12 protein-coding genes, 2 tRNA genes and 1 pseudogene are annotated in these 12,529 nt (G+C 63.3%); 3 read left to right on the forward strand and 12 right to left on the reverse strand.

The window, feature by feature from the left end; translation table 11 throughout:
• Nucleotides 1–100: 100 nt before the first annotated feature.
• Together fghA and QM748_RS02970 are read right to left on the reverse strand one after the other, a co-directional pair.
• Complete coding sequence (fghA, locus tag QM748_RS02965; protein ID WP_415245575.1) at nt 101–949, reverse strand: S-formylglutathione hydrolase; 849 nt, start codon at nt 947–949, stop codon at nt 101–103.
• Between the two features lie 19 nt (nt 950–968).
• Nucleotides 969–2,078, reverse strand: coding sequence for an S-(hydroxymethyl)glutathione dehydrogenase/class III alcohol dehydrogenase (locus QM748_RS02970; protein ID WP_415248006.1), 1,110 nt, complete (start codon nt 2,076–2,078; stop codon nt 969–971).
• A 172-nt stretch (nt 2,079–2,250) separates the two neighbouring features.
• Between QM748_RS02970 and QM748_RS02975 the strand changes: the two genes are divergently transcribed.
• A complete protein-coding gene (locus QM748_RS02975; protein ID WP_415245576.1) occupies nt 2,251–3,165 on the forward strand; it encodes a LysR family transcriptional regulator in 915 nt (304 codons plus the stop codon).
• Nucleotides 3,166–3,169: 4 nt separating this feature from the next.
• Here QM748_RS02975 and QM748_RS02980 read toward each other — a convergent pair.
• From QM748_RS02980 to QM748_RS03025, 10 genes and pseudogenes are all read right to left on the reverse strand, one after another.
• A pseudogene (locus tag QM748_RS02980) lies at nt 3,170–4,130 on the reverse strand (TerC family protein).
• A gap of 271 nt (nt 4,131–4,401) precedes the next feature.
• Nucleotides 4,402–5,253 carry a hypothetical protein gene (locus QM748_RS02985; protein WP_415245577.1) on the reverse strand — a complete coding sequence of 284 codons (852 nt, stop codon included), beginning with the start codon at nt 5,251–5,253 and terminating at the stop codon, nt 4,402–4,404.
• Nucleotides 5,254–5,328: 75 nt separating this feature from the next.
• Nucleotides 5,329–5,784, reverse strand: coding sequence for a hypothetical protein (locus QM748_RS02990; RefSeq protein ID WP_415245578.1), 456 nt, complete (start codon nt 5,782–5,784; stop codon nt 5,329–5,331).
• A gap of 238 nt (nt 5,785–6,022) precedes the next feature.
• A complete protein-coding gene (locus QM748_RS02995; protein WP_415245579.1) occupies nt 6,023–6,223 on the reverse strand; it encodes an NUDIX domain-containing protein in 201 nt (66 codons plus the stop codon).
• Between the two features lie 53 nt (nt 6,224–6,276).
• Nucleotides 6,277–6,648: a GFA family protein gene (locus QM748_RS03000; protein WP_415245580.1), complete on the reverse strand. Its 372-nt coding sequence runs from the start codon at nt 6,646–6,648 to the stop codon at nt 6,277–6,279.
• 55 nt (nt 6,649–6,703) lie between these two features.
• Complete coding sequence (locus QM748_RS03005) at nt 6,704–7,306, reverse strand: hypothetical protein (RefSeq protein ID WP_415245581.1); 603 nt, start codon at nt 7,304–7,306, stop codon at nt 6,704–6,706.
• A gap of 77 nt (nt 7,307–7,383) precedes the next feature.
• The gene (locus QM748_RS03010; RefSeq protein WP_415245582.1) at nt 7,384–8,028 is read right to left on the reverse strand and encodes a class I SAM-dependent methyltransferase; all 645 of its coding nucleotides are present in this window, start codon (nt 8,026–8,028) and stop codon (nt 7,384–7,386) included.
• Nucleotides 8,029–8,186: 158 nt separating this feature from the next.
• Nucleotides 8,187–8,262 (reverse strand) — tRNA-Asn (locus QM748_RS03015).
• Nucleotides 8,263–8,336: 74 nt separating this feature from the next.
• A tRNA-Asn gene (locus QM748_RS03020) sits at nt 8,337–8,412 on the reverse strand.
• Between the two features lie 89 nt (nt 8,413–8,501).
• Complete coding sequence (locus tag QM748_RS03025) at nt 8,502–9,710, reverse strand: amino acid aminotransferase (protein ID WP_415245583.1); 1,209 nt, start codon at nt 9,708–9,710, stop codon at nt 8,502–8,504.
• 141 nt (nt 9,711–9,851) lie between these two features.
• Between QM748_RS03025 and uvrB the strand changes: the two genes are divergently transcribed.
• Nucleotides 9,852–11,948, forward strand: coding sequence for an excinuclease ABC subunit UvrB (gene uvrB / locus QM748_RS03030; RefSeq protein WP_415245584.1), 2,097 nt, complete (start codon nt 9,852–9,854; stop codon nt 11,946–11,948).
• Nucleotides 11,949–11,966: 18 nt separating this feature from the next.
• A complete protein-coding gene (locus tag QM748_RS03035; protein ID WP_415245585.1) occupies nt 11,967–12,437 on the forward strand; it encodes a low molecular weight protein-tyrosine-phosphatase in 471 nt (156 codons plus the stop codon).
• The last annotated feature ends 92 nt before the right edge of the window (nt 12,438–12,529 follow it).

A 12,529-nucleotide genomic window follows, 5' to 3' on the forward strand; every position in this document is an offset into this window, starting at 1 on the left:
TTTAACCGCGATAGCGGCCGTGGCAACAGGCCGTGGCGACAGTATCGCAGCTCTGTTCGTGGCTAAAGCCGCTCCTACGCAAAGCTGAAGCCGCCACCAATTACCTGGCGGCGGTATTGCCAAGCAGCGCCTGCGCATGATGGCGCAGGTGGTCGCCGATGAAGCTGGCGATGAAGTAGTAGCTGTGGTCGTAGCCCGGCTGCATGCGCAGTATCAGCGGATGGCCGGCGGCCTCGCAGGCGGCCTGCAGCAGTTGCGGCTTGAGCTGGCCGTCGAGGAATTCGTCGGCGTCGCCCTGATCGACCAGCAGCGGCAGCTTCTCGCCGGCCGAGGCGACCAGTTCCACGCTGTCGTACTGCTTCCAGGCTTCGCGGTTCTCGCCGAGGTAGTTCGAGAAGGCCTTTTCGCCCCAGGGCACCTGGGTCGGCGCGACGATCGGTGAGAAGGCCGACACGCTGCGGTAGCGGCCGGGGTTCTTCAGCGCGATGCTCAGCGCGCCGTGCCCGCCCATCGAATGGCCGCTGATGCCGCGCGCATCGCTGGCCGGGAAGCTGGCTTCGACCAGCGCCGGCAGTTCGGTGACGACGTAGTCGTACATCCGGTAATGCTGCGCCCAGGGCCGCTCGGTGGCGTTGAGGTAGAAACCTGCACCCTTGCCGAGATCGTAGCCGTCGGCATCGGCGACGTCGTCGCCGCGCGGGCTGGTGTCCGGCGCGACGATGATGAGGCCGTGTTCGGCGGCGTAGCGCTGCGCGCCGGCTTTGGTGATGAAGTTCTGCTCGGTGCAGGTCAGGCCGGACAGCCAGTACAGCACCGGCAGCTTCGTACCGCCCGCCGCCTGCGGCGGCAGGTAAACGGCGACGTTCATCTCGCAGCCCAGCACGTCGGAGCGGTGGCGATGGACGTCCTGCCAGCCGCCGAAGCAGGCGCGGTGTTCGATGCGTTGCATGCTCGCTTCCCCGCTTCGATCAGAAGTGGATGACCGAGCGGATCGACTTGCCTTCGTGCATCAGGTCGAAGGCGTCGTTGATCTTCTCCAGCCCCATGGTGTGGGTGACGAAGGGCGCGAGTTCGATCTTGCCCTTCATCGCGTCCTCGACCATGCCCGGCAGCTGGCTGCGGCCCTTGACGCCGCCGAAGGCGGTGCCCATCCACTTGCGGCCGGTCACCAGTTGGAACGGCCGGGTGGAGATTTCCTGCCCCGCGCCGGCCACGCCGATGATGACCGACTGGCCCCAGCCGCGGTGTGCGCATTCCAGCGCCGCGCGCATCACGTTGACGTTGCCGATGCACTCGAAGCTGTGGTCCACGCCCCAGCCGGTCATGTCGATGATGACCTGCTGGATCGGCTTGTCGTGGTCCTTCGGGTTCACGCAGTCGGTGGCGCCGAACTGCTTCGCCAGCTCGAACTTCGACGGGTTGGTGTCGATCGCGATGATGCGGCCGGCCTTGGCCTGGCGCGCGCCCTGGATCACCGCCAGGCCGATGCCGCCGAGGCCGAACACCGCGACCGAATCGCCTTCCTGCACCTTGGCGGTGTTGTGCACCGCGCCGATGCCGGTGGTGACGCCGCAGCCGAGCAGGCAGACGTGCTCGGGGTTGGCTTCCGGATTGACCTTGGCCAGCGACACTTCGGCGACCACGGTGTATTCGGAGAAGGTCGAGCAGCCCATGTAGTGGTAGATCGGCTGGTCGTTGTAGGAGAAGCGGGTGCTGCCGTCGGGCATCACGCCCTTGCCCTGAGTGGCGCGCACCGACACGCACAGGTTGGTCTTGCCGCTCTTGCAGAACAGGCATTCGCCGCACTCGGCGGTGTATAGCGGAATGACGTGGTCGCCCGGCTTGACGCTGGTCACGCCTTCGCCGACTTCGACCACGATGCCGGCGCCTTCATGGCCGAGCACGGCGGGGAAGATTCCTTCCGGATCGTCGCCGGACAGCGTGAACGCGTCGGTGTGGCAGACGCCGGTGTGGGTGATCTTCACCAGCACTTCGCCCTTGCGCGGCGGCTCGACGTCGATCTCGACGATCTTCAGCGGCTCGCCGGCGGCGAAGGCAACGGCGGCACGGGATTTGATGGTCATGGCTGCGGGCTCCTGTCGTTCTTCTGCACGGCCTGGCCGCAGGAGGCCAAGCGTCGGAACCCATGAGTATTCCAAGACGGATTGATCCAATGAATGAATAGTTTTTGATTTCAGAATTCCGATAAATGGAATAATTGGGACTGTCGTCAGATGCAGGAATCACACGATGCTGAACCGCCTGGAAATGCTGCGGATCTTTTGCACCGCGGCCGAAACCCGCAACTTCAAGGAGGCGGCGACCCGGCTCGGCGTGTCGCCGCAGGCGGTGACGCGGGCGGTGAAGGAGCTCGAAGGCCACGTCGGTGAACTGCTGTTCCACCGCAACACCCGCCACACCCGCATCACCGAATTCGGCGAGCAACTGGCGGCTCGCGCGCGCATCAGTGTCAAGGGCGTGGATGAGCTGTTCGAGAGAAGTGCGAAGGAGCAGGACAGCGGCCTCGGCGGCCTGGTGCGCATCACCGCACCGCGCGCGCTGCAACGCGACTGGCTGACCCCGGTGCTGGGCGAACTGTGTGCCCTCCATCCGGGGCTGCAGCTGGATCTGCGTCTGTCCGACCAGTTCGTGGACGTGGTCGATGAGCAGATCGACATCGGCGTGCGGCTCGGCTCGCTGCGCGACAGCCGCTTCGTCGCCCGCGCGGTGGCACAGGTGCCTTTCCACATCGTCGGCGCGCCCTCGCTGATCGAGCGGGTCGGTTTACCGCGGACTTTGCAGGAACTGGCCGAGCGGCCGGCCACTGCCGTCATCGACCCGAACACCGGCAAGCCCTGGGTGTGGTTCCTCGCGCGCGGCCAGCAATGGCTGCCGCGCGCGCCGGCCTTCGCCACCGACGATACCCGCGCCGAAGCCGATGCGGTGCTGGCCGGCATCGGCTTCGGTCAATTGGCGGCGCCGCTGGCCCAGCCGCACCTGCGTGCAGGCAGGTTGGTCGAGGTGCTGCCCGAGTTCCGCCCCGAACCCTGGGGGCTGTCGGTCTATCGTCCTCAGCGCGGGCCGGTGGCGGCGCGGATCAGGCTGGTATTCGACCGCCTCGTCGAGCATTTCGCTGCCGAGGCGGCATCCTGGCTGCGCGCCTGAAGCATCAGGCCTGCGACCTCTTCTTCGCGCTGTGCCACAGGCTCGCGCCGACGGCGATGGCGAGGATCACCGCGACCACGCCGAGCGACACCAGCACCGGAATCTTGATCCACTCGACGATCAGCATCTTGGTGCCGATGAAGACCAGGATCGCTGCCAGGCCGTACTTCAGCAGTTCGAAGCGGTCACCCAGGTCGGCGAGCAGGAAGTACATCGCGCGCAGGCCAAGGATGGCGAACAGGTTCGAGGTCAGCACGATGAAGGGGTCGGTGGTGATCGCGAAGATCGCCGGGATGCTGTTCGACCGCGAAGATCACGTCCGAGATCTCGACCAGCACCAGGGCGAGGAAGAGCGGGGTGATCATGCGCACGCCGTCGCGGACGACGAGGAAGCGTTCGCCTTCCAGGCGCTCGGTGACCGGGTAGTGGTTGCGGATCCAGCGCACGAAGGGGTTCTTGTCGAGGTCGGGGTCGTGCTCGGCGAACCACACCATCTTGATGCCGGTGATCACGAGGAAGGCGCCGAACACGTACAGCAGCCAGTGGAATTCGGCGATCAGCCAACTGCCGGCGAAGATCATGATCGTGCGCAGCACGATCGCGCCGACGATGCCGTACAGCAGCACCCTCCGCTGCAGTTCCAGCGGCACGGCGAAGAAGCTGAAGATCATCATCCAGACGAAGACGTTGTCGACCGCCAGCGACTTCTCGACCAGATAGCCGGTGACGAAGGCCAGCGCCTGCTCGTTGGCGATCGCGCGGCCCATCGTGCCGTCCAGATACCACCACAAGCCGCCGGCGAACAGCAGCGACACCGTCACCCAGGCCAGCGACCAGCTGGCAGCCTCCTTCAGCGACACCCGGTGCTGCTTGCCGCCGCCAAAGGCGAACAGGTCCACCAGCAGCATCACCAACACGATGGCGGCAAACGCCGCCCACATCCACCACGTACCGATCGATTCCATTGCGTGCTCCGCACAAAACAAAAAGGGCCTGCTCCCGAAGGACACAGACCCAGCATGTGTTTGACGTGCACGGACCTTGCCCTTGGGCAAGGTCTCGCTTGCAAGGAATCAGGGCTCAGAAGAACCGGTGATTCCCTTGCCCGCAGCACCGGGAGCGTGTCTGATGACAGGCTGCCGTGATGACGATGTTGCGGCTTGAGAAGCTACTCCCCTTGAAGGCCGGGAGTCTATGCGAAGCGGGGCAAAAGTCAAGCGGAGCCGATCACGAGGCTCAGCCGTACCACTTCGCCAGCTTTGCCGCCGTCGCGTTCGGGCCGAATTCGGCCATCATCGAACGCTGGTTCTCCGCCGCCCACGCCACGGCGCGTTCGGCGTTGCCGATGCGGCGGTCCAGCAGGTGGCCGTCGGCGGCGAGCAGTTCTGCCGCAGTGGAGAACGCCCCGGCGACGTTGTGCAGCGTATGCAGCGCGCTTTCACGCCCCGACTGCAGTGCTGCATCGAAAGCCCGTTCGTCGAACGTCAACTGGCCGTCGGGCGTGAAGCTGACGCCCATGTCGGTCAGGCCGAGGGCGAAGCCGCCGCTGCCCGCACCATGAAAGATCGAGCCGACTTCGCGGCGCATCGAAAAGCGCGCGACTTCGCCCGCCTGGTTGTCGTCGAGCAGGGCGCCGTCCTCGAAGTAGGGGTCGAACTCGGCGTCCCAGGCGTTGTAGCGTTCGATGAAGTTCTTCAGTGCGGCCTTGATGTCGGCATCCGGGCTGTCCACCGTGAGCTGCTTCAGCTCGTCGCCGGCGCTGCCCAGTTCGGCCAGCCGTTCGCGAAGTTGCGTCAGTACCTTGGCCTCGTCGCCGATTGACTCGACCCGCGCATTGTAGCGCCGCAGGAAGGCGCTGTTGTTCGCTTCGAGCTGGGAGAGCACGAACTCCATCTGCGCCGAAGTATCGCCCAACAGCACGTTGTTCACACCATTATTTCCGGAAGTGCCAAGCAGGCGCATGGTCTGCAGCTTCAGCAGCGCTTCGAACAAGCCGGCCTGGCCGGAGTTTGTAGTCTTGCCGCTGCCATCGGTACGCGTCAGCAGGGCGAGGGCATTGAGGCGGAAGGCGGCGAGGTCGATGTCCATGGCGCGTCTCGGAAGGAGGCTTGAATTTCAGTCTAGCAGCATTGTGAAGTGTTGCTGCAGGCGGTAATTCTTGGCCTACCGTCGTTTGTCCTGCTCCAGCCAGCGAGTCAGCATGTGTTCGGCGCTGGTGTCCAGGCTTGCAGGGCGGCTGTAGCTGATGCGGTAATCAGTCAGGCCATGCGGAGACACATTGAGCAGCAGGCGGCCGCTGTCGCGCTCCAGCCGCAACACTTCCACTGTTTCCCGACCACTTGTCGCTGGAATCCGGTAGGAGCGCGTGTTGCTGCCATCGTTGCTCACGCGTGCCTTGTGGATGACGCCATCGAGTTCATGGTCGATGCCGGTGACCTGCAGCAGGGCTTCTGCCCGTGCTGCAGGTCCAAGGCGTACGACGTAGACGGTCACGTTTTCCTCGCCTTGATAGGCCTGCACATAGCGGCCTACCTCGGGGCGTTCGGTAGCGCTGGCGTGCAATGCTGCTGCCAGCGACAGGACAGTGAAGGCTGATTTCAGAATGCTTGTAAATTGCATGATTCGTCTTCCGCTTCAATAGGTCTGGCCGAATTTGGGCCTGACTGAATTTTCTTGTGTGGTCTGCGTATGAGGCAGAATTATCTGCCGAACGGTAAAAAATAGCATTCTTTCCATACCGCTCGGGTAAATGTGAAAATGCGTGCTGTCTGGTTGGCCGAGGTTGAACCATCCCTATGCCACGAACCTGCTTCAATTGAGTTTCCGGTGCCGTATGTCAGCGCCGAACGAATGAACTTCAGTGCCTTCTGGAAAACCTCATGCCACTCTGAACACCAGACTCTTCCGCAAGTTCACGTATGGCGGCTTCCTCCGGACTTTCGCCTTCCTCGATGCTGCCTTTCACGATCTGAAAGCCGGCGATCGGATGCTGGAACGCAAGTATCCCGACCTCGCCGTCCCTGCGCAGAAGCACAGGGCAGGATTTCGTCGGCTTCATTCGTTTGCGCCTGGGGGTCGATGGGACTTCGGCAGCATCCGCATGTGGATTACCTACCGATTGGCGTGCAACCAGGGCGCACCGGACTCCAGGTGAATATCCTCGATGTTCATGGGCACAAAAGCCGTGTCGAGCGATGCCAGGGGTATCGATACCCAGTCAGCGAATTCATTGCTGCCGCTCCATTCGATATTGGAGCCGCAAATGCTGCAGAACTTCCTGACGATGCTTCCAGATGAGTTGTAAGCGGTGAGAAGCTCCTGTCCGGACAGATACTCCAGGTCGGCCCTGGGTATGCTTGCATACGTGGCGAATGCTGCGCCATGCTGCTTCTGGCACATCCTGCAATGGCAGTTCGTCACCGCCTTGGGTTCGGACCGCAAGCGGAATGAAATTGCGCCACAGAGACAGCTGCCGTTGTGCATTTTTTTCCTGAAGACCAGTGATGCTTGCGTAACCGGATTTTTATGGGGAGATCGGCTACCAGCCGAGCCGATCGGTTGTGGCGATGAGTGCGTCGAACAATTCGAGACTGAAACGATCTGCCCGCAAGCGTGCCGGTGTCCATTCTTGGGCTTGATGTGCATTGAAAAGCACGCTGCCCGGCGATAAGGTTTCCAATTGCAGGTACCAGCGTCTCAGCGGTCCATATAAGCGGATATGTGTCTCGAAGCTGCGACGCAGCCGCGCCTTATCGTCCGCTCTCTGCAGCCGGATGATTTGCTCCGGCGGCTCGAGAAATACGACTTGATCCGCGAACCCGAGCTGCTTCTCCGAAATCCGCTTACGGGTGGCTTGGACGTTCGCCATCCAGGTTTCGCGCGAACCGCTTCCGATCTGCCACAGGCACCATGCGTAGTGGATCTTCAGCGGGTCAGTGTCGAAACAGACGACGTCATGAGTGCGTTCAAGCTCCAGCCCGCGTAGCCAGCGTTCGCTGTGCTTGTCGCTCCAGTATTGGGCTGCTGACATGTCATCTGCAGTTGGCGGGGTGGCTGTTGTTTCGTTGACGACCGCTGGAGCGTACCGCGACGCCCATGTGGTCTTTCCCGCAGCACTGACGCCTTCAATGACTATGATCATGATGCTAGTCGAAAGTGTGAGTCCATCATCGTGGAGCAGCGGATGTGTCGTTCTTGCGCAGCCTGGTAGTGGGATCCTCAGCGTAGGATCATTTCTGCTGGTTGGACTCTTGCATGGTGAAGCGCAAGCGTACCTTTCACCAGTACTTCATCCACATCGGAGAATCCGGCTTGTTCGAGAGCTGCGCGTTGCTCGGTCACCGACATGTAGAGCTGGTCATTGGACATTCCGCCTTCACCGGCAAAGTGATCGCAGACAAGATAGCTTCCGTCCGGGCTGAGGATTTGCCTTGCTTGGGAATGAAGCCCAGCTGCATGGCCCTTGTGACGGAGTTCGTGAACGGCTTGAAGCGTGACGACAGCCTCGAAGCTGCCCAAGCCCTCGGCCCAGGATGCGTCGCGAAAGCTTCGTTCCACGAATTGGACTCGTTCTGCAAGAGGACCAAGCCTCTGTGCAGCAAGCTCGTGCATTGCAGGTGAGAAGTCCAGTGCGACATATTCCACCGAAGGCAAGGCCTTCAGCAGATGCTCCGCCAGAAGGCCCGGCCCCGAGCCAAGCTCGAGAACACGGATAGGCCGTCCCTGTGCTACCTGGCTGATCAAGGATGAAAACAGTTCGAAGAACTCGACGCGCCAGGGCCTTTTTGTCATCGCCGTGTCGGCCCATTCGCGTGCATCGTCCATGCGGCGCAGATCGATGGGACTGGGAATGTCCGGGAACATGGTTTTACCTTCATAACTGCAATTGCTGAAATGGGGCGCCGGACAGATGAATGCAGTCCGATACGCAGCCCATTGGGCGAGGAGGGGAGCTCCGGGTACGCAATGAAAAAGGCCAGTATCCTCGACACCGAAGTGTGCTGGATGACTGGCCTTGAATTTGGCTCCCCGACCTGGGCTCGAACCAGGGACCTACGGATTAACAGTCCGGCGCTCTACCGACTGAGCTATCGGGGAATTGAAACTTGTGCTGAAACTCGGTCTTTGCTGCTGCCTGTCGTTTCCATGGAAAACGGCAGGTTCTGAAACTTTGGCTCCCCGACCTGGGCTCGAACCAGGGACCTACGGATTAACAGTCCGGCGCTCTACCGACTGAGCTATCGGGGAACAGAGGCGCGCATTATAGGAATGGCGCCTTGCAGCGTCAAGGTGGAGCGGTGATTTTTATGCCTTCACCGCCCCATCCCGATCGTCGCTCAGCCCTTGACGACCTGGGCGATGGCCTTGGCGACGTAGCCGATGTTCTTCGAGTTCAGCGCGGCCAGGCAGATGCGGCCGGTCGACACGGCGTAGATGCCGAAGTCGGTCTTCAGCTTCTCGACCTGGTCGGCGCTGAGGCCGGTGTAGGAGAACATGCCGCGCTGCTTGATGACGAAGGAGAAGTCCTGCGCCACGCCTGCGGCCTTCAGCTGCTCGACCAGGCTGGTGCGCATGGCGCGGATGCGGTCGCGCATGCCGGCCAGTTCGTCTTCCCACTGCTGGCGCAGTTCGGGCGAGTTCAGCACCGCGGCGACGATGGCGCCGCCGTGGATCGGCGGGTTGGAGTAGTTGGTGCGGATCACGCGCTTGACCTGCGACAGCACGCGGCCGGCTTCTTCCTTGCTGGCGGTGATGATCGACAGCGCGCCGACGCGCTCGCCGTACAGCGAGAAGCTCTTCGAGAACGAGCTGGAGACGAAGAACTGCAGGCCGCTGGCGGAGAAGGCGCGCACGGCGACGGCGTCGGCGTCGATGCCGTCGGCGAAGCCCTGGTAGGCCATGTCGAGGAAGGGCACCAGGCCGCGGCTGCGGCACACGGCGACGACTTCATCCCATTGGGCGTCGGACAGGTCGGCGCCGGTGGGGTTGTGGCAGCAGGCGTGCAGCACGATGATCGAGCCGGCGGGGGCGGCTTCGAGGCTGGCCTTCATGCCGGCGAAGTTCACGCCGCGGCTGGCGGCGTCGTAGTAGGCGTAGGTCTGAACCGGGAAGCCGGCCGACTCGAACAGCGCGCGGTGGTTTTCCCAGCTCGGGTCGGAGATATAGACGGTGGCGCCGGGCAGCAGGCGCTTCAGGTAGTCGGCGCCGACCTTCAGCGCGCCGGTGCCGCCGAGCGCTTCGACGGTGACGACCTGGCCGCTGGTGGCCAGTTCGGAGCCCTTGCCGAACAACAGGTTCTGTACCGCGCCGTTGTAGGCGGCGGGGCCTTCGATGGGCTGATAGCCGCGCGGCGGCATGGCTTCGAGGCGGGCCTTCTCGGCGGCGCGGACGGCGGCCAGCAGCGGAATCTTGCCGTTGTCGTCGTAGTACACGCCGACGCCGAGGTTGACCTTCTCGGCGCGGGTGTCGGCGGCGAAGGCCTCGTTCAGGCCAAGGATCGGGTCACGGGGTGCCATCTCGACGGCGGCGAAGATCGAAGCAGACATGAAGACTCCAGGGTTCTACGGTGGCGAGACCGCGCAACAGGAACGGCAGGCCGTGCCTTGTTGCGCGATTTGGGAAATAATCGGCGTTTTCGTCCGGTCCACCGTTCTTGGTGCACCGCACACGCAAGGCGAAATATTAGCATGACGAGTCAAGGCAACAGCGCGGGAAACACCATGTCGGACAGCCCGGCGAACGGGCCGCAGGTGGTGAGCTACGAAGGCAGCCCTTTCCGCCTGCACCAGCCGTTTCCGCCCGCCGGCGACCAGCCCGAGGCGATCCGCCTGCTGTGCGAAGGCGTCGAGGACGGGCTGATGTACCAGACCCTGCTGGGGGTGACCGGCTCGGGCAAGACTTACACGATGGCCAACGTCATCGCCCGCATGGGGCGGCCGGCGCTGGTGCTGGCGCCGAACAAGACGCTGGCGGCGCAGTTGTACGCCGAGTTCAAGGAGTTCCTGCCCGAGAACGCGGTGGAGTACTTCGTCAGCTACTACGACTACTACCAGCCTGAAGCCTACGTGCCCTCGCGCGACCTCTTCATCGAGAAGGATTCGTCGGTCAACGAGCACATCGAGCAGATGCGGCTGTCGGCGACCAAGAGCCTGATGGAGCGGCGCGACGTGGTCATCGTCGCCACGGTGTCGTGCATCTACGGCATCGGCGATCCGGTCGATTACCACGCGATGATCCTGCACTTGCGCGAAGGCGAGCGCATGGCCCACCGCGATCTGATCCAGCGCCTGGTGGCGATGCAGTACACCCGCGCCGACATCGACTTCCGCCGCGGCACCTTCCGCGTGCGCGGCGACGTCATCGACGTGTTTCCGGCGGAAAACGCCGAACTCGCGGTGCGGATCGAGATGTTCGACGACGAGATCGAACACCTGACCCTGTTCGACCCGCTCACCGGGCATCTGCGCCACAAGCTGGCGCGCTTCACCGTGTATCCGTCCAGCCACTACGTGACGCCGCGCGCCACGGTGCTGAAGGCGGTCGAGGCGATCAAGGAGGAGCTGCGCGAGCGCGTCGCCTTCTTCCAGCGCGAAGGCAAGCTGGTGGAGGCGCAGCGCCTTGAGCAGCGCACCCGCTTCGACCTCGAGATGCTCAACGAGATGGGTTTCTGCAAGGGCATCGAGAACTACTCGCGCCATCTTTCCGGCCGCGGCCAGGGCGAGCCGCCGCCGACGCTGATCGACTACCTGCCGTCCGACGCGCTGCTGTTCGTCGACGAATCGCACGTCGCCATCGGCCAGGTCGGTGGCATGTACAAGGGCGACCGCTCGCGCAAGGAGAACCTGGTCGGCTACGGCTTCCGCCTGCCCTCGGCGCTGGACAACCGGCCGCTGAAGTTCGACGAGTTCGAGCGCCTGATGCCGCAGACGATCTTCGTCTCGGCCACGCCGGCGAAGTACGAGGAGGAGCACCAGGGCCAGGTGGTCGAGCAGGTGGTGCGTCCGACCGGCCTGATCGACCCGCTGGTCGAGGTGCGGCCGGCGCTGACCCAGGTCGACGACCTGCTGAGCGAGATCAAGAAGCGGCTCGCGGTGAATGAGCGTGTGCTGGTCACCGTGCTGACCAAGCGCATGGCCGAGGACCTGACCGACTACCTCGCCGACAACGGCATCCGGGTGCGCTACCTGCACTCGGACATCGACACCGTGGAGCGGGTCGAGATCATCCGTGACCTGCGCCTGGGCGAATTCGACGTGCTGGTCGGCATCAACCTGCTGCGCGAGGGCCTGGACATTCCCGAAGTGTCGCTGGTGGCGATCCTCGATGCCGACAAGGAAGGCTTCCTGCGTTCCGAACGCTCGCTGATCCAGACCATCGGCCGCGCCGCGCGCCACCTGCACGGCACCGCCATCCTCTACGCCGACCGCATGACCGACTCGATGAAGGCGGCGATCGGCGAGACGGAGCGCCGCCGCCAGAAGCAGATCGACTTCAACGAGGTCCATGGCATCGTGCCGAAGTCGGTGACGAAACGGATCAAGGACATCATCGATGGCGTTTATGATTCGGACGGCGCCAAGCGCGACACCGCGCGCGTGGCCGAGAAGGAAGCCGACTATGCGGTGATGGACGAGAAGGCGCTGTCGCGGGCGATCAAGCGCCTGGAGAAGGAGATGCAGGAACACGCCCGCAATCTGGAGTTCGAGAAGGCTGCCGCGGCGCGCGACGAGCTGTTCAAGCTTCGCCAGCGTGCATTTGGCGCGGACCAGCACGGAAGTGTCTGAGGAGAAGGGGGAGGAGTGATGGTAAGAATTCTGTTCGTTTGTTCCGGCAATATCTGTCGATCGCCGACGGCAGAAGGCATTGCGCGGTATTTCATCCAGACGGGCGGGCTCGAGAGCCTGATCGAGGTCGACTCGGCGGCCACGCACGGCTCCCATGTCGGCGAAGCGCCCGATTCGCGTGCCCGCAAGGCAGCGCAGCAGCGTGGCTACGACCTGTCGGACCTGCGCGCGCGCAAGCTGCACGTATCCGATTTTCAGCGCTTCGACCTCGTGCTGGCGATGGATCGCGGTCACCTGGAATACATGCAGCGTATGTGCCCCGAGGTTTACCAGTCGCGCCTGGGGCTGTTCATGGACTATGCGCGTGACAGCGAACTCGATGAAGTGCCTGACCCGTACTACGGCGGCCCGAAGGGTTTCGAGGTCGTGCTGGACTTGTGCGAGAGCGGCGTGCGCGGTCTGCTGGAAAGCGTGACGACCCAGGCTTGAGTGGAGCGGCCTCCCGCTGCTTCTGCATGGAACGAAAAGGCCGCCCCCGTTGCAACGGGGGCGGCCTTTTCACTGGCCCGGACGGTGCGCCT

This window comes from Thauera sp. (assembly GCF_047601425.1).
Taxonomy (GTDB): domain Bacteria; phylum Pseudomonadota; class Gammaproteobacteria; order Burkholderiales; family Rhodocyclaceae; genus Thauera.

Excerpts from the sequence above, each read along its gene's own strand:
- fghA (WP_415245575.1), bottom strand. The coding sequence starts at position 949 with ATGCAACGCATCGAACACCGCGCCTGCTTCGGCGGCTGGCAGGACGTC.
- QM748_RS02975 (WP_415245576.1), top strand. The coding sequence starts at position 2,251 with ATGCTGAACCGCCTGGAAATGCTGCGGATCTTTTGCACCGCGGCCGAA.
- QM748_RS02985 (WP_415245577.1), bottom strand. The coding sequence starts at position 5,253 with ATGGACATCGACCTCGCCGCCTTCCGCCTCAATGCCCTCGCCCTGCTG.
- QM748_RS02990 (WP_415245578.1), bottom strand. The coding sequence starts at position 5,784 with ATGCAATTTACAAGCATTCTGAAATCAGCCTTCACTGTCCTGTCGCTG.
- QM748_RS02995 (WP_415245579.1), bottom strand. The coding sequence starts at position 6,223 with ATGAAGCCGACGAAATCCTGCCCTGTGCTTCTGCGCAGGGACGGCGAG.
- QM748_RS03000 (WP_415245580.1), bottom strand. The coding sequence starts at position 6,648 with ATGCACAACGGCAGCTGTCTCTGTGGCGCAATTTCATTCCGCTTGCGG.
- QM748_RS03005 (WP_415245581.1), bottom strand. The coding sequence starts at position 7,306 with ATGATCATAGTCATTGAAGGCGTCAGTGCTGCGGGAAAGACCACATGG.
- QM748_RS03010 (WP_415245582.1), bottom strand. The coding sequence starts at position 8,028 with ATGTTCCCGGACATTCCCAGTCCCATCGATCTGCGCCGCATGGACGAT.
- QM748_RS03025 (WP_415245583.1), bottom strand. The coding sequence starts at position 9,710 with ATGTCTGCTTCGATCTTCGCCGCCGTCGAGATGGCACCCCGTGACCCG.
- uvrB (WP_415245584.1), top strand. The coding sequence starts at position 9,852 with ATGACGAGTCAAGGCAACAGCGCGGGAAACACCATGTCGGACAGCCCG.
- QM748_RS03035 (WP_415245585.1), top strand. The coding sequence starts at position 11,967 with ATGGTAAGAATTCTGTTCGTTTGTTCCGGCAATATCTGTCGATCGCCG.